This is a genomic window from Pseudomonas sp. So3.2b (assembly GCF_019464415.1).
Taxonomy (GTDB): domain Bacteria; phylum Pseudomonadota; class Gammaproteobacteria; order Pseudomonadales; family Pseudomonadaceae; genus Aquipseudomonas; species Aquipseudomonas shahriarae.
The window spans coordinates 4,467,319-4,482,427 of record NZ_CP080494.1 but is presented as its reverse complement, the minus strand read 5'-3'; the positions used below and the strand labels follow the sequence as shown (position 1 = coordinate 4,482,427).

Here is a 15,109-nt window from a genome sequence, read left to right as displayed (position 1 = left end):
GATTATTCCCGGTCAGAAAGTTTGCTGCGCTGACGCGCCTTTTTTTCGTTTTCGATCTTGTTGAGCATGGCGCGCAGGCTCTTTTCCATACTTTGCAGGTCCATGCTCGGCGACGCCGGCAGGTTGATTTGATACACATCGTGGCTGTCGTACGTGGCTGTTGCCGGTGAGCTGCTGATGGGCGGGCGGTCATCCACAGCCAGTGCGGGCATGGCTGTGGCGCTCATTGCCAGGGTGCCGGCTGCCGTGAGTTGCTTGCCCATGCTGCTCAGGGCGTTGAGCGGGCCTTTCTGGCCGCCCTCCAGGCCTTTGGTCAGGCCCGCCATGGTGAACCCGCCCAATTCGGCGAACACTCGCGACGGGCTGTGGATGCCGAGCTTTTCCTTGAACCAACCAATACTGGCGTCGCCGATTGAGCTGATCGCGGTTTTGACGCTGCCCAGCCCGGCCAGCAGCCCGTTGACCAGGCCATTGACGATCATGTTGCCGAACTCGGTAAAGCGGCTGGGCAGATCCACGCCCAGGTAACTCAGCACCCCGGCGAAGGCCTGGTAAATTAGGCCGATGGGGCTGAAGTTGGCCAGGGTGTTGATGATGCCGACGATCCCACCGCTGAAGCCGGCTTTGATCTCGGTCCAGGCGTTGGCGAAGTAGTTCTTCACCGCGTCCCAGTTGGTGTAGATCAGGTAGGCGCCAGCGGCCAGGGCTGCGACCACGGCGGCGATGAACAGAACAATCGGGTTGGCCGAAAGCCCCCACAGTGCAATGCCGACCGTGCGCAATGCAGTCACCAGCGGGCCGATCAAGATGCCGCCCAAGGTTCGCAACACCGTCCCGAACACCTTGAGGATGCTGATGATGCCTGGCAGTTTGATACCGAACATTGCCAGGCCGAAACGCAGCATCAGGAACGGCCCGAGAATGCCCGCGAGTGTAAGGGCGAGACCACCAAACACGGCGGACAGTACTGCCACACTGGCGACGATCTTCAGTAAGGTCGCGCTGAGTACGGGGTTGGCTTTGATCCAGCCGTCTACCTTGCTCAGAACACCGTCGACTGCATCCATCACATCGACCATGCTGGAGCGCAAGCCTTCTCCCGCGTCGCTCTTGGTGTTGAACCACTTGTTTTGCAGTAGTTGCCATCGACCACCAATGGATTCCGCACGGATATCCATTTCTTTTTGCATGGAACCAGCCGCAGCGGCGTCATCAACCAGCTTGAGCTGGCGGCGTAGTTCCTCAAGGTTGTTGACCAACTTTCCCGCGTCCTTGCCAAACTCTTTGCCGAATAGCCGTGTGGAGGCTTCAGTTTGCTGCTCGGGTGAAAGTTTTTTAATGCGCTCAAGGACGCCCATCATGGTGCCAAGGGCGTCCTTGGTCATGCCGGTTTGCACTGATTTCGAGTCCAGGCCCACCATCGCCATACCTTCCTGGAATTTCTTGCCCTGCATGGTGGCGATTGCCAGCTCACGCACCATCGCTCGCGATGCGCTGGCGGCGACTTCGGGTGCCGCGCCCAGCGACAGGAACGTACTGCCCAGCGCTGCTGCCTTGCGGTAGTCGAGTTTGTCGGCCACGTCGCTCATACGAGTCAACGTCTCGATGATGTCGCCACCCTTGGAGCGGGTGTTGTCGTCCAGGTAGTTGAGTGCGTCACCCAGCTCGGCGATGTTCTTGATCGGCACTTTGTACAGGCCAGCGATCCTGCCCATGTCTTCGCCGACCTTTTCGGCGGGCAGGTCGAAGGCCACGGCGGCTGTGGCCGAGACCTTTGCCATGGCGAGCAGGTTTTCTTTGCCCTGGATACCAGCGCGGGCCTGGGCTTCGACCAGGGCGGCGAACTCAGTGGTGGCGATGGGCATCTCGCTACTGGCTGCTTTGATAGCGTCTGCAAACTCATAGTAGGTGCTGGTGAGTTTGCCGTTGTCATCTCTCGCACCGTCGACCTGCTTTGCCACACCCATCATGGCGGTTTCGAAGTCGACGTATTCCTTAACTACGCTGACGACTGGCCGGCTGGCCGCGTAGGCCACACCCAGGCTGGCACCACCTGCGACAGCCGCGCTGCCGGTGAACTGTTGTCCCTTGTCATACGCACTACGGGCCGTCGCTGCGCGCTTGTGCTGGGCGGTCAGCTCGGCCATCCGCTTACCCTGCGCGCTGATGCTAGTGTTGGTGGCGCTGATTTGCTCGCGCAGCTGGCGTTCGTGAGTGCCCAGGTTCTTGGTGCTGATACCCGCGTCATACAGTCGGGAGCGCAGCCCCTGTAGCTGCTCGCTCTGCTGTTGATGCTGCTGTTTTAGCTTCTGGGCCTCGCGCACGGCTGTTCTGAAGTCCTTCGCCATTGCCCTGGTCGGCACGCCGGTCGCGGCAAACTGCTGGCTGAGGGTTTTGACTTTGGCCTGGGCGGCATTCAATGCCTCATTGGTCTGCTCGACAGCAGCGCGCTGCGACCGCCAGGCGGTGACGTCTTTCTGCTGGGTGTTGAGTTCCTTCAGGCGGTCGCGGGCAGCCTTGAGTGCGCGGGCGGTCTCCAGGCTGCCGTTGTTGATTTGCTTCAGCGGGCGGGTGGCTTTGTCGATGGCACTGAGCAGCACCTGAAGTTTCAGATCATTTGCCATCGGTGGAACTCCGCACCCTGGCACGCTCGCGCCAGTCCATCAGGTCTTGCAGGCCCAACTGATCCATATCAGCTGGTGCCCAGTGAAAAACCACGGCCAGGTCGGCCATGGCGTCCTCTACGCAACGAGGGATGCGTCCGTCTTCGCCGACTTCTGCAACAAAAAACCGCTGATCTTGCTGCTGAGGGCGAGCAGATCGGCCGGGTCCATGCCGGAGACCTCAATGGCGGTGAGGGTTGGGCTGCTGATACGCGGCACGACCTTGATCAGGCTGGCGACGTCCATTTGCAGCAGTTCCACCAAGCTCACGCCGCGCAACTCGCCCGAGCTGGGTTTGCGCAAGGTGATGCTGTCGATGGTGGTGACGCCGCGACGGATAGGGGAGTCGAGGACGACGGTGTTGTCGTCGGCCAGTGGCTGAACGTCGGGTTGTTCGGTGGCTGCAGGTTTCATTGGAAAAGCTCCTGTTGATGAACGTGTGGGGTTGTCGATCGAGGGCGGGGATCAGAGCCCGATGGCCTTGCGCTGTTTCTCCAGCATGTCCTTGCCACCGACCTTCTCAATGAAGTTGAGCAGGTCGACTTCGATGATTTCTTCGTTATCGACCGTCAGCTTGTAGTAGGTGCAGGTGGTGGTGATGGAATGCTCGGTGTCCTCGCCTGGCTGCGCGTCACCCATTTCGATGGTTTCGTGACGGCCGCGCACCACGATTTCCACCGCACTGACTTCGCCGGTGTCGTCCTGCTCATAGGCGCCGGAAAAGCGCAGGGCCACGCCCGAGGCGTTGACCGCGCCGAATTGTTTAAGGCTGATCAGATCGAGGCCACCGGTTTTCCATTCCAGCTGGATGCCGTCATCGGAAAAACCCAGGTCTGCCTTGACCGGGCCATTCATACCGCCGCCGCGATAGGCTTCCATCTTGCGGCCGAGGGCGGGCAGGGTGACGGACTTCACCAAGCCACGGTAGATGTTGGCGTCGTTGAACAACATGAGGTTTTTGAGCTTGTGGGGCAGGGCCATGGCGGTGTTCTCCGGGGGTATGGCACAGGGTTAACTCCCCTCGCGGGGAGGCCCGGTTTAGCTGTTGATCTGGGTGGCGAACTGCATCAGGTAGCGGTCGGTGATGCGCTGGCGAAGCGTGAGGTCTTCCAGGGGCGGCACTGGGGTGTAGTCGTAGTCCAGGGTCAGCTTGCCGGCCTTGAGGGTGTCCTTGTCGTTAATGTCTTCGGGGTACCAGCAACTGCCGCCGATCAGGTAGCCCTGGGCGATCCATTCGCGGAACTTGGCGTTAACGCCCTCGATGATGTCCCGCACCAGGGAGGCGTGCATGGGCTTGTCGACCGCCCACATGTGCGCCTCGGCCATGGTGTCGGCAAGGATCTGCGCGGTACGGGTGTAGTTTTCGAAGGCGAACAGCGGATCGTCGCTGCACGTACGGCTGCCCCAGAATCGGAAGCCGCCCTCGTTGATCAGCGTGGTGACTTCGTTGCTGTTGAGGTAGTTGGCATCGGTGGCCGGGTTTTGCAGATCCCAGAACACGTCGGCGCTGATCCCGGTCACGCCATTGACGGCGACGTTGGAGATGGTTTTGTGCCAGCCGATTTCCTGATCGATCTTGGCCCGCAGGCCCAGTGCGCGCGCCACTGCCGAGGCGGTAACGGTTGCATTGGTGACGGTGCTCCAGTTCTGGAACTCCGGCCAGATCACCATCACTTCACGGGCGCCGAAGCTTTCGCGGTAGGCGACCACTTCTTCCTTGGTTTTGCAGTCCCAAGCACTGACGTAAGCGAAGGCGCGCAGGTCCTTGGCAATCGATACCAGGGCGGTGGCTACCGGCTGGCTGTCGAGGCCTGGCACGCCGAGAATGCGCGGCGTCATGCCCACGCGGGCCTTGGCGGCGAGCAGGGCTTTCATGCCGGTGTACTTGCCATCGGCGGTGGTGGTGCCGATCAGGGCGCTGGTGGTGGCGGCTTCGTCGGCGCCTTCCTTGACCCGCACCACAATGGTGTAGGGCTTGGTCTGGTCGGCGATGGCTTGCAGGCTGCTCGCTAGGGTGCCTTTGACACCGGCTTTGGCAATGGCGCTTTGCACATTGGTCAGCAGGACCGGGGTGTCCAGCGGAAACATCAGGGGGTCTGCATCCTCAGCCGTGCAAACCAGGCCGATGACTGCAGTGGAGATGGTGCGAATGGGGCGGGTGCCGTCGTTGAGTTCGATGACCCGCACGCCGTGGAGATAGTCTGAACCGGCCATGGGTGGTTGCCTGCGCTGTTATGGAATGACAGTGCACAGGCTGCCGCGCGCGCGCCGGTTGGGCGAGCGCGGCGGGTTGTAGGGAAGGGGATTACAAAGTCTAAGACGGCGTGCGCGGAATTTCTCCGCGCCTATTCTGCTTGGTCAGCAAGCCAGTCCGGTGGAGTCGGGCGCAGGTCGGCGGCTGGAAAGCCTTCTGCTGTCGGCCAATCCCGCAAGGCCTGCCTGTACCTCAGCAGCTCTGAAAATTGCTCAGGCGTAATCTGGGTTTCCTGGCTCATGTCCACCTCGTCACGATGGCGGGTGACAATCCATTCACTGGTGGTTATCACCTGGTCTCGCCAGTGACGCTCCTTTTCGGCCAGTTCCTCGGTGGTTGGGAGCAGGGCCGGCGCTGCAATCGGTAGCCCGTCTTCGTCAGGGATAACCCGGCCACCTTCCTCCCGGACCCGCAACATCCGCTCGAACACTTCGCTGGCTACCTCCAGCACATCATCAGGCATTGAACACTCATCGCTGCCAAGCTCGCCACTGATATCAGACCGATAAAAGGCAGTCGTTGAAGGACTGAAGTAAAATTTCATGCATTACCTCCCGAACGCGATTGCGCGAAAACGACCTTCGGGGGAGAAGTTCCCGCCGGCACTGATTACGAAGCGATCTTTGGTGACGTCACCGACGACGAAGCCGAGGTTATTTCCATATCCGCCTGCTGTGGCGCTGAGAAGGACAGGAAATACGCCGAAGCATTCATTTGGAAAGGAAACAGGGAAGTAGCGAAGGTCATTCGCGTGCTGGCTTTCTGTTACATCAAACACCTGCTGGATCCAGCCGTTCGGGAGCCGCAGGATTCCTGTACCAGCGGAACTCGAAACAGTCGCGTTTGAAGATGTCCACAAGGGATCACTTGAGGCCCAACGAATTGGGTTGGCTCCCGCAGGGGCCGAACGAACAGACGCCGAACCCGAGCTGCCGAAGATGCATACCGCTGGCTTTGACTCGTCGTGCCGCAACCAGGCCGTCCCATCCCAGTAACAGTTTTGAGCGATACAGGACTCTAAAGGGGATGTCAGAAACGCATAGGTTCCACCGTGAATATCAATGCTTTCGCCTGGCAGCGGGTTGTTATTACGAATCGCGTCGCCGATCCCATATCCGGCCAGAGAGTTTGCCTTATTGGCCTTGGCATTCAGCCTGTAATCAACATCGACGACGCGGTACGCATCCGTAATACCGTAACCAGCCAGCGTCGTGGCATGTTCGGCCTTCTTGGCCAGCTCATTGGTCATGGTGGTAGCAAAGTTCGGATTGTTCCCCAGTGCCTTTGCAAGCTCGTTCAACGTGTCCAATGCGCCCGGCGATGAATCGACCAGCTTAGCGATGGCGGCAGCAACGAAAGCGGTGTTGGCTGCCTGTAGCGAGTTTGTTCCCGGCGCAGCTGTGGGCACCGTAGGAGCGCCAGTGAAGGCCGGGCTCGCCAAGTTGGCCTTGAGTGCTAACGCATTTGTGACTGTCGTAGCGTAGGTATTGACCGACGCCCAGACGAACGCAGCGTTTGCCAACTCGCCGTAGTTGCTACCAGGTGGCGCTGTCGGCGCTGTTGGCACCCCAGTCAAAGCAGGGCTATCCAAGTTCGCCTTCAAAGCGGGATTAAAGTTCCCATCGTGCCATGTAGCTCGCCACACGTAGGAGCCATCCGGCAATACTCGCCGGAACCCAAAAATATCGTTACCCCCCCCGACGTGACCGAAAATATCGAATGCGGTATTACCACTCGGATATTTCATCCGTAGAAATAACCCACCGCTAGAGGTCGGGGGCTTATCGGTAGTTCCACTTGCGTAAGTGCCAAGGGCGGTTTTTGGGATATCCCAAATAGCGCCAGCATGCCCCATTTGCGGCGTTGAACTTAAACCATCCTCAATGCCATTGCCTGCGAGTGTCGTGGGGTTGGTGCCGGACACGACAATCCCATATTTGTTGATGGTGACTCGTCGATAGGTCCCTGGGGTTTTGTCGCCAGGCAGCACCGCATCAATGCTTAAATCAACGTATTCGCGGGTAGCGAGCACCACCGCCGGATCAATCTTCAGCACGATGTTGGCTAGGCTGGAAACGATCAGATTCATCCGAATAATCTGCGTCCGGCCAGATCCCTGGGTCAGCAGCGGCTTGAAGGTTGGCGCGCAGTTGGCGACGGCCACCAGATCGCCGTCCGTGTCGTAGAGGCCGATTTCCCGAATCCAGAAACCGCCGACGTTTTCCGGGATAACCTGCTCGGCAATGATGATGCCGGCGTTTTTCGGATCTGGCTTGAGCTGGTTGAGAGGCGCGCGACGTCGCTCGTTGATCAGCTTGGTTTGCAGGCGGTCAGGGAACGGGTCGGTGCCGTTGGCATCACCCACACCCATCTGCGCGAACGTCCAAGGGGTGCCCAGGGCATCCGCGTTTGCCTGCTTGGCCTCGCCGATGGCCGTAAGAATGGCTTGAAACTGGCTGTTCTGGTCGATCATGGGAGGATGTCCATCGTATCAATGTGATGTTCGCGACCGCCCAGGCGCAGATAGCCGCTGACTTCGATGTCGCGTTGGGTCGGTGGGTAAACGCTGAGTTCATCGCCTTCGCTGACGCAGGCGCCGATATAGAAACTGCCGGTGGTTTCCAGGCTGATGGCCAGGCCGGTGAGGTGACGGCTGCGGGGTTTGGCGTCATCGATCAGGAAGGTCAGTTCCTGATACATCTCTTCGGTGATGCCGGTGTCCAGCACGCCGACCTTGAGCTTGAACGTGCCCGGCACGCCGGCCGGCACGTCCTCCCACCACTCGATAATCTCGATCAGATAGCCTAGGGGCTCGACCACTCGGCGCAACGCTCCGATGGTGCCCTTGTGGGAGTGCAGGTAGTACGCGGCCCGTATGGCCGCGCGCTTGGTGGACTCTGACCAGGTGCTGTCCCAGCGGTCGACCGAAAACGACCACGCCAGGTACGGCAATACCGCGAGGGGGCACAGGTCAGTGTTCCACAGCAGACGAATTGGAATAGGCACCCGCTGGATCTGCGCCAGTGCCACGGCGGCGTCACGCTCCAACTGCGTCGAGTTGCTGGGTAGCAGGTGCTGGGCGCCCATCACTCAACCCCAACCGACAATTTAATGTCGGTGCAAAACGGCGCCTGGTAAGGCGTGGCGGCTATATCTACCCAGTTCTCCAGCTCGACCTTGCGCACGCCCTCGACGTGCAGCGCGGCGTGGATCGCTGATTCTGAGACTTCCATGCCCAACCGGCGACGCTGGTGGACGTAGTCCTTCAGGCGTTGTTCGGCAGTCGCTCGGGCGGGCTCAGCTTCTGGGCCGCTGGTTTTCAGGTAGAGCTTGGCCTTGACCTGGTAGCGCAGGATCTGCGCGGCCTGGACGGTGAGGCGGTCGGCGACGGGGCGGCGGTCATCATCGCTGAGATAGGCGCTAACCACGGCCAACAGCCCAGGTTCTGCGCTCCCGTCGGCCAGCATGTCCTGGACCGTCACCACGACCACGGCTGGGGAAGGGCTTTCCGCCGTGGCGTCGGCAACACGGCCGTCAGCAGCGCGGGCGTGGAAGATATAGCTGTTACGCGGGCCGGCGGTGCTGAGGCCTTCCCAGGCCATCTGCGTGCGTTCGCGCAAGCTGTCGTCATCTTCCATGAGACGCGCCATGGGCGGGGATGCTGATGCATTGCCCTCCTGAATCACCAGGCGCTTGACGTTGAAGTTGGCGGCCAGGTTGTCCAAGTCCGAACCTTTGGCAAAGGGCAGCAGATTGGCGGTTGCCGCTTCGTTGACCCGTTGGCGCCAGATCGTTTCGCGGTAAGCGTTCTCCTGCAGCAGCTTGGTCAGCGGCTCCGACTCAAGCTCAAGGCGGGCGGCGATTTTTGGCTGTTCCTCTGCCGGCCACAGGCTGATGGCGTAGGCCTTGCGCTCGGCAAGGATCTGCTCGTAGTCGATCTGCTCGACGATCTGAGGCGCGGGCAACAGGCTGAGGTCGATGGCGGCGAACGTGTTCATACACTGGCCCCCAGTTGCAGCGGCAGGCTCATGCTCAACGGCTCATTGGTGTCGACCAGGGTGCCGTCCAGGTCTAGCACCGATTGGCCTTGCAGATTGGTGCCGAGGAACTGCACCCGGTTCAGGCTGATACGCGGCTCCCAGCGCATTAAAGCCATGACCGTGGCTGCGTACACGCGCAGGCGGGTGGCATCGTTGAAGGGATGGTCCACCAGCTCGGGCAGCAGGCTGCCGTATTCGCGGCGCATTACGCGGGTGCCGATCCGGGTGGTGAGGATGTCGGTAATCGACTGGCTGATGAGGTCCAGATCGCCGATGGCGCCGCCGGTTTCTCGGTTCATTCTGGTTTCCCCGTCTTCGCGCCGCCGACCAACACGCCGCCGTGCGGGTGTTCCACCAGGCTGATGCCGGCCGCGACCACGTCTTCGGACACGGTTACGAGGCCGACCACGTTCTGGTTGCCGGTTTGGTTGTAGTCGCCCTGGTGATTGATAGGGCCGATGATGTTGATGCCGCCCCTGCTGACCAGGCTGGTGGTGCCGCTGTCGGGCAGGATGGCGCTCAGGTGATGGGCAACGCTGTCGTACTCGATCACCGTGCCGTCGGCGTAGGTGCGACGGTGCAGGCCTGGGCGGTCGCCGTTGGCGGGGATGTGATCGCTGGGTAGGCCGGTGATGACGACGCCATTGGCGAGTTGGCCGGACGGGCTGATCAGGATGACCTGTTCGTCGACGGTGGGCGGGTCCCACTCACGGTCGGCCCCCGCACGCAGGGCCAGCCAGGGCAGCCAGGCGGTGGTCAATTCGCCGGTCTTTACCTTCACGCGCGGGGGCACCATCTGGACTTCGGCGATGACGCCGAGGCGGATGAGGTTTTCGAGCATGCGGGAGAGAGCGGCGAAATTGTTCATGGCGCCGATGGTGATTGCTCGCGCGCGCCACTGCAGCTTTGCTGGCTTGTAGGGGGCCTATTTACAGGAAGGAGGGGGCCGTAGGGCAAGTTAAATATGAGCCAAGACAACGTATATGGCACATTGCCGGTTAGACTAATGGCGCCTAATCTCTTGGCTTGCTGGTGCTCTATCGCAGCGTAAAGGCGCACCTGCGCCCTACCACATGATATGGAATTTCATAATGATCAAGACAAAGCAATTCTTAATTCAGTGCCCTCAATGTGGCAGTGAGGAATTTAAAATTCCTGAAAATGTTCAGGATGAGGATTTAGTCATATGTGGGTTTTGTAATTTTGAAGCTCCACTGCATGAAATTAGAGCGATTGGGATCGAGCAGGCAAAGCAGGTAGTGATTCCAGAGGCAAAAAAAGCAATTGAAGACATGCTTAAAAAAGCTTTCAAAGGGTGGAAGAAATGAGCTATGAAGATTTGACGCTACTCGTTTCTTTACTAGCTATAGTAATTTCTACTGTATCGCTTGTTCGAGCTAGAAGGCTTGGAGAGGAACAGTTAAAGCTTGAGAAGATCACCGCTGAACTTTCTGCGTATCAAATTAAAGAAATTGAGGAGCGAGCGCTGCTCAAGGATAGACCAGCAATTAAAGTAAGGCTTTCAAAACTTGGCAACAGATCTGAGTTTGTAGTTGCAAATGCTGGGCAAGGTAGCGCTTATGATATTAATTTTGAGCTTGTCGATTGCAGCGATAGTCCATTGTACGATGCAGAAAGCAAGCTTCCTTATCCTGAGCTTCGGCCTAGCTCTACTTTTAAACTTGGGGCCGCCTTCCATATGGGTAGCCCGGTACAGTATCAAGTAAAAGTAACATGGAGAGATTCAAGAGGCCTTCAGGAAGATGTGTTTTGGGTTTCATGATTCTTCGGGGTTTACAGTTCTCCTAAGTATTGGATCAACTTTTCACGTAAAAGGTCTAGATCTTCCTCGGAAAAGCCTAGAATTTTACGTTGTTCGTATTGCACGTCGGGAGCGCCGCGCTCTGCGCGGTCCTTCAAACCATACTGGTGAACCCTGGCAATACGGGCAATACGCCCGGCAAAACCCACGGTTATGGCGTTGCTGTCGCCTCGGGCCTTGAGGTAGGTGGCGTTCTTCAGCTTCTTGAACATCTCCAGCTTGCGACGAATGCGGCCCTGTTTATCGCGTAGATTGCGCTGTTTACGGGGGGCGAACTTGCTGAGGTCTGGGTTCTGCTGGGCGGTAACCCGTTTTTGTTGGCTGCGGCGCAGCTCCTGGCCGATGCTGCGGGCCAGTTGATTGCGCGCACCTGGCTCCAGCCGTTCCAACAGCGTGGCCGCCCATGTCTCCAGGGCTTCCAGATCATTTGCCATCGGGAACAATCCATTCACTGGTGTTGCCCTGGGCGCCCGGTTTCCAGTTCGGATCGAGGTAGTCCGCTACACGCTGTGGTTCGTTTGGGTGTTTGACGGTGGTGTTGCCTTGGTCATCTTTGCCGACGATCACTTTCTCGGTCAGCGGCAGGGTGATGCTGAGGTCTACCGCGCCCTTGTCGATGATATCGGCCTCAAACGCAATGCCATCTTTGACTTTGTTGAGGTTATCCAACAGTTCGTTTTGGTTGACGCTGAGCCAGCCCAGCAATGGGAGTATTACGCTATCAGGGTGTCCCGCGAACTCGGTGAGGATGACCTGCAGGTCAAAGCTGTACTCGAAAGAGAGACTTTCCGCTGATGTGCAGCGGACTTTTCCATTGTCGATAAAGATCAGCAGGCGGTCGGGGTTGTGTTTGAACTCGGCGACGGTGGCCAGGAGGTGGGCGCGTAGGCTTTCAGGCTTGTTCATGGCGCTGCCTGCTGATGTTGGTAAACCATGTCGACCTGCGCCGCACAGTCGGCCCAGGCGGCTTCGACGCGGTCCAGGTCGGTGAGTTGGTCGCCGTTATTGCGTGGGCTGGTCGCCGGCAACTGGCACGGCACCACGGCCGGACATCCACTGACGGTAAGCGTCGGCGCCGGTAAGGGCGGGGCGCTCCCGCAACCAGCGAGCAACATCAGGCAAAGGCTGAGTAGCCCAGGTGCGTAGTTCGGCGTTTTCAAGTTTCAGCTCCTCTATGGTTCGCTCGCGCTTTGCCAGGCCCTGGCGCAACTGATCCTGTTGGGTGCGCAAGGTACTTTGGGCGTCACGTTCCTGTTTCAGGGTGTTCGTGAGTGTGTTGGCGGTGGTGAGGTTGCGGTCGGCGTCTGCGCGGGCAGCCTCGGCCGCCGCCTTTGCCAGCTCTGTGTTGCCCTCGGCGACGTTGATGCGCTGTTGCTGGCCCCAGATCAGCAGCGCCAAGGCCCCGAGCAGGGCAATGCCGTACAGGGCCTGGCGCAGGGTGCTCATGCGCGGTACCAGCCGAGCTTATTCATGGCTTCGGTATCGAGTTGTTTAATAGGGCCGCGAACGATCACGGCCCTGGCACCGCTCATCAACTGAATGGCCTCGGCCAGCACTTGCATATCGTCCTGTGCGGTGGATTCCGGCACCACCAGCAGATCGCCGTCCTGCACTCGCAGTTTTTGCACCGCTTCGAAGTCGATCATGCCGCTACCCCTTGCCCGCAACCGCAGTCGGCGTGCCGTTCGTAAGCGCGCTGGAGCTTCACGTCGTAGAGGTTTCGCTGATAGTCCGGGCCGTTGTAGAGCTTGGCGAACTCGGCCCATTTGCGGGCTTTCAGCGCCTTGTGCAACACAGGGTCGGTTTCAATGAAGCGGGTGAAGGCGTCGAACTGTTGCGATTCGCCGGCACTCATGGCCGCCACGAAGTCCTGCACGCTGGTGTAGCCCAGGCGCTGCCATTGGAACCCCATGATCTGGAAGGCCCCCCAGGACGCAGACTCAAGGGCGGCGGTGTCGTCGATCAGGCGGGCCATCGCCAGGCGCTGGTGTTCGGCGGTACCTCCGGAATATCCGCCCGACTTTGGGTTGACCAGGGCGGGATTGACGGCGGCGAGCTGGTCGGCGTGGCGTTTGAGTTCGGCCGGGTCATCGCCTTCGTGTCGCACCTTGGCGAGTTGGCGGTGCATGATGTGCCGTTCAAACAGGATCACTGGCTTGTCGTTGTCGAGGAAACCCTTGCCCTTGGATTCCACCTCGTTGATGGCATAGATGCTTGCCAACGGCACGCCGAGGCGTTCGGCGGCAGCGACCAGGTCGCTGTTGCGCAGCAACTGGGCGCAGTCACCGCCGGCCAGGCTGGTCTGGGTCTTACTGCCGGCCACACCATCAGCGACCAAGCCGACCTTGAGCTGATAGGCACGGACAGCGGCTTCGGTGTCGTCGCCGTAGCTGCCATCCACGTCCAGCTTGGAGCCGTGGTTGTTGAGATTCTTTTGCAGCGTGCGGACGGCCTGCGAGCGGTCGCCGTGGCGTAGGGTGGTCATAGTTGTTCTACCTTGCGGGTGAAAAACTTCTTGGCAGCCACGCGGGTGCCTTCCACTCCTAGCAAACCAATCACTCCGCCGAAAAACGGTGCGGTGGAGATCGGAATGCCGAGCAAGGCCAAGCCATGGCTGGCGGCCAATGCCAAGGTGCCGCACAGCGGCGCTTCGACCAGCATGCGTCGCAGCGTGCCACCGCCGTACATGACTCGTAGGGCCGCGATGATCAAGGCGAGGACTCCGGCGTAAAGAGTCGGCCAGTTCTGTTCGAGCCAGGCGGCGAGCCAGGCCCAGGTGTCGGGACGTTCAGGCATGCGCTTCATTCCGTTGTCCAGGGTTGGTGGGTTCAAGGTCCGGGTGCAGCTCAGTCAGTCCCATAGGTTCACCATTTGCCGCTGCGGGGCGCTGGTTTGAGCTTCGGGCATGTTGACGACAAAGCCTTGCGGCAGAATTGGGCCCTGGTCGGCCAGGCCAGGGTTGGCTTCAAGGACGGCCTCGGTGACGCCTGCTGTGCGGCCGTAGAAACGCCAGCACAGTGCGTCGACCGTGTCGTTCTGATTGGCATGGACGGCGACGGCCATCAGATCAACTCCACGGTGGTGCGGGAGCGGCCGAGGAAGTCGCGGACGGCCCAGCGCAAGTCGCGGCGGTAATCGTCGATTGTGGGGGTGATTTCTTCGGCTTTCTGGCTGCCGGCATTGGTGGCGCTGTAGTCGCGGTGACGCTCGCATACTTCGGCGCCGGTACCGGCCTCTATGGCCCGCCGGTAGAGATAGGCCTTTACCGAAACGTCATTGATGCGATCACCTGGTACGTCGTCCAGCGTGGCGTGGCCGGCTGCTTGCTGGGCTTCCTGCCATTCGGCCAGCTCGCGGTTCAGGTTGATGGCTGCAGAAATTACGGCGGTTTCCAGGCGGGCAGGGGTGACGCTGGAGTCGATGCGCAGGGTGGCACGCAAGTGGTCCAGGTCAATCGATGGCCAGAAGGGGTCGGTGTTGATATGACCGCCGGCAACTGGGCCGCTGGCTACAAATGCGCTCATGGAACGGCACTCAAAAATAGGTCGCCGGTGGTCGGGGCTTCACGTTCAGGAGGAGCGGCCTGGCCGATCCGCCCCGAGCCGGCGGGGTGCGTGGGGACGCTCGGTTAGCTGCTTGGTGCAGCGTGTTTTTTCAGGAGGCGCTCGGCGCCATCCAAATCCTTTTTGCCGCCGCAACCGTCATGCAATTCGATTGCGCGCTTTAGAAGGTCGATGCCGGCCTGAATCTGTCCAGGCTGGCCCGGTTCTTCGGCGGTAATGCCGTGCAAGGTGGCGCGGCCAGTCGCCAGGAACAACTTGGCGCGAGCCTGATCGGGCATGTCTTCGGCGTCGGTCAGCTCGACGGTGCGATGCAGGATGCTCAGGTCGAAACTGCCATTGGCCTTCTGTGCTTTCAGCGCGGCTGTGGCAATCTCTTCCGCGACCAGGCAACCAGTGGTGCGTTCGAACCGATCCGGCATGATCAGCTTGTGCTTGAGCACGTAGTCGGCGATATCCAGGGCACCGCTGTAGTCCTCGACGTCAACGCGCCAGACCATGACGGTGGTCATTACGTCGTCCTGAGCACCGTTGCCTGATGCAAGTACTCCCTCAACATACGGGATGTACTCGGGCAACAACTGTGCCTTGAGCGCGGCCTTGCCTTCGTTGGACTGGATGGCTTTCAGGCGCAAACGGTCTTGCAGCAGTTGATTCAACTGATGCTCGTAGGCCGTGGCGCCGGCCATGGATTGCTGTGGTGCCGTTTTCGCTGCCTCCATTGCCGCGCGTGCGCGGCGTTGGTGGGCTTGGGCGATGCTGAGTACCAT

The 15,109-nt window shown here is 59.9% G+C and carries 22 protein-coding genes and 1 pseudogene; 2 read left to right on the top strand and 21 right to left on the bottom strand.

Features of this window, described 5'->3' with window-relative positions; all coding sequences use genetic code 11:
• Positions 1–2 precede the first annotated feature (2 nt).
• The 11 genes from K1X80_RS20050 to K1X80_RS20000 form a co-directional block, all read right to left on the bottom strand.
• On the bottom strand, positions 3–2,624 hold the full coding sequence (locus tag K1X80_RS20050) for a phage tail tape measure protein (protein WP_220172470.1): 2,622 nt from the start codon (positions 2,622–2,624) through the stop codon (positions 3–5).
• The gene (locus K1X80_RS20045; protein WP_029293885.1) at positions 2,614–2,733 is read right to left on the bottom strand and encodes a GpE family phage tail protein; all 120 of its coding nucleotides are present in this window, start codon (positions 2,731–2,733) and stop codon (positions 2,614–2,616) included. Before K1X80_RS20045 ends, K1X80_RS20050 begins: the two co-directional genes overlap by 11 nt.
• A gap of 8 nt (positions 2,734–2,741) precedes the next feature.
• On the bottom strand, positions 2,742–3,077 hold the full coding sequence (locus K1X80_RS20040) for a phage tail assembly protein (RefSeq protein ID WP_220172468.1): 336 nt from the start codon (positions 3,075–3,077) through the stop codon (positions 2,742–2,744).
• A gap of 51 nt (positions 3,078–3,128) precedes the next feature.
• On the bottom strand, positions 3,129–3,644 hold the full coding sequence (locus K1X80_RS20035; protein ID WP_220172466.1) for a phage major tail tube protein: 516 nt from the start codon (positions 3,642–3,644) through the stop codon (positions 3,129–3,131).
• A 57-nt stretch (positions 3,645–3,701) separates the two neighbouring features.
• A complete protein-coding gene (locus tag K1X80_RS20030) occupies positions 3,702–4,877 on the bottom strand; it encodes a phage tail sheath protein (protein ID WP_220172465.1) in 1,176 nt (391 codons plus the stop codon).
• Positions 4,878–5,008: 131 nt separating this feature from the next.
• Positions 5,009–5,461, bottom strand: coding sequence for a phage tail assembly chaperone (locus K1X80_RS20025; protein WP_220172463.1), 453 nt, complete (start codon positions 5,459–5,461; stop codon positions 5,009–5,011).
• Positions 5,462–5,464: 3 nt separating this feature from the next.
• A complete protein-coding gene (locus K1X80_RS28290; protein WP_258571529.1) occupies positions 5,465–7,390 on the bottom strand; it encodes a phage tail protein in 1,926 nt (641 codons plus the stop codon).
• Positions 7,387–8,004 carry a phage tail protein I gene (locus K1X80_RS20015; RefSeq protein ID WP_220172461.1) on the bottom strand — a complete coding sequence of 206 codons (618 nt, stop codon included), beginning with the start codon at positions 8,002–8,004 and terminating at the stop codon, positions 7,387–7,389. The genes K1X80_RS28290 and K1X80_RS20015 overlap by 4 nt, the downstream gene beginning before the upstream one ends.
• Positions 8,004–8,915, bottom strand: a complete 912-nt coding sequence (locus K1X80_RS20010; protein WP_220172457.1) for a baseplate J/gp47 family protein — start codon at positions 8,913–8,915, stop codon at positions 8,004–8,006. Before K1X80_RS20010 ends, K1X80_RS20015 begins: the two co-directional genes overlap by 1 nt.
• A complete protein-coding gene (locus K1X80_RS20005; protein ID WP_220172456.1) occupies positions 8,912–9,256 on the bottom strand; it encodes a GPW/gp25 family protein in 345 nt (114 codons plus the stop codon). The genes K1X80_RS20010 and K1X80_RS20005 overlap by 4 nt, the downstream gene beginning before the upstream one ends.
• On the bottom strand, positions 9,253–9,825 hold the full coding sequence (locus tag K1X80_RS20000; RefSeq protein ID WP_220172455.1) for a phage baseplate assembly protein V: 573 nt from the start codon (positions 9,823–9,825) through the stop codon (positions 9,253–9,255). Before K1X80_RS20000 ends, K1X80_RS20005 begins: the two co-directional genes overlap by 4 nt.
• Positions 9,826–10,048: 223 nt before the next feature.
• Between K1X80_RS20000 and K1X80_RS19995 the strand changes: the two genes are divergently transcribed.
• Positions 10,049–10,285, top strand: coding sequence for a hypothetical protein (locus K1X80_RS19995; RefSeq protein ID WP_220172454.1), 237 nt, complete (start codon positions 10,049–10,051; stop codon positions 10,283–10,285).
• On the top strand, positions 10,282–10,740 hold the full coding sequence (locus tag K1X80_RS19990; protein WP_220172453.1) for a hypothetical protein: 459 nt from the start codon (positions 10,282–10,284) through the stop codon (positions 10,738–10,740). The genes K1X80_RS19995 and K1X80_RS19990 overlap by 4 nt, the downstream gene beginning before the upstream one ends.
• A gap of 11 nt (positions 10,741–10,751) precedes the next feature.
• Here the strand turns inward: K1X80_RS19990 and K1X80_RS19985 are convergent, their stop codons facing one another.
• The 10 genes and pseudogenes from K1X80_RS19985 to K1X80_RS19945 all read right to left on the bottom strand — a co-directional run bounded on the left by K1X80_RS19985 (position 10,752) and on the right by K1X80_RS19945 (position 15,109).
• Positions 10,752–11,213, bottom strand: a complete 462-nt coding sequence (locus tag K1X80_RS19985) for a phage virion morphogenesis protein (protein WP_220172452.1) — start codon at positions 11,211–11,213, stop codon at positions 10,752–10,754.
• On the bottom strand, positions 11,203–11,685 hold the full coding sequence (locus K1X80_RS19980; protein ID WP_220172451.1) for a phage tail protein: 483 nt from the start codon (positions 11,683–11,685) through the stop codon (positions 11,203–11,205). Before K1X80_RS19980 ends, K1X80_RS19985 begins: the two co-directional genes overlap by 11 nt.
• A pseudogene (lysC, locus tag K1X80_RS19975) lies at positions 11,682–11,867 on the bottom strand (Rz1-like lysis system protein LysC); the annotation flags it as partial. The gene K1X80_RS19980 and the pseudogene lysC, both read right to left, overlap by 4 nt.
• Positions 11,782–12,225: an Rz-like lysis system protein LysB gene (gene lysB / locus K1X80_RS28285; RefSeq protein WP_258571528.1), complete on the bottom strand. Its 444-nt coding sequence runs from the start codon at positions 12,223–12,225 to the stop codon at positions 11,782–11,784. The gene lysB and the pseudogene lysC, both read right to left, overlap by 86 nt.
• Positions 12,222–12,425, bottom strand: a complete 204-nt coding sequence (locus tag K1X80_RS19970) for a hypothetical protein (protein ID WP_220172448.1) — start codon at positions 12,423–12,425, stop codon at positions 12,222–12,224. Before K1X80_RS19970 ends, lysB begins: the two co-directional genes overlap by 4 nt.
• Positions 12,422–13,264 (bottom strand): N-acetylmuramidase family protein, encoded by an 843-nt coding sequence (locus tag K1X80_RS19965; RefSeq protein WP_220172447.1) that lies wholly within the window; start codon positions 13,262–13,264, stop codon positions 12,422–12,424. Before K1X80_RS19965 ends, K1X80_RS19970 begins: the two co-directional genes overlap by 4 nt.
• Positions 13,261–13,584, bottom strand: a complete 324-nt coding sequence (locus K1X80_RS19960) for a phage holin, lambda family (RefSeq protein WP_169851701.1) — start codon at positions 13,582–13,584, stop codon at positions 13,261–13,263. Before K1X80_RS19960 ends, K1X80_RS19965 begins: the two co-directional genes overlap by 4 nt.
• 45 nt (positions 13,585–13,629) lie before the next feature.
• The gene (locus K1X80_RS19955; protein ID WP_220172446.1) at positions 13,630–13,842 is read right to left on the bottom strand and encodes a tail protein X; all 213 of its coding nucleotides are present in this window, start codon (positions 13,840–13,842) and stop codon (positions 13,630–13,632) included.
• Positions 13,842–14,303, bottom strand: a complete 462-nt coding sequence (locus K1X80_RS19950; protein ID WP_220172445.1) for a head completion/stabilization protein — start codon at positions 14,301–14,303, stop codon at positions 13,842–13,844. The genes K1X80_RS19955 and K1X80_RS19950 overlap by 1 nt, the downstream gene beginning before the upstream one ends.
• A gap of 104 nt (positions 14,304–14,407) precedes the next feature.
• The gene (locus K1X80_RS19945) at positions 14,408–15,109 is read right to left on the bottom strand and encodes a terminase endonuclease subunit (protein WP_220172444.1); all 702 of its coding nucleotides are present in this window, start codon (positions 15,107–15,109) and stop codon (positions 14,408–14,410) included.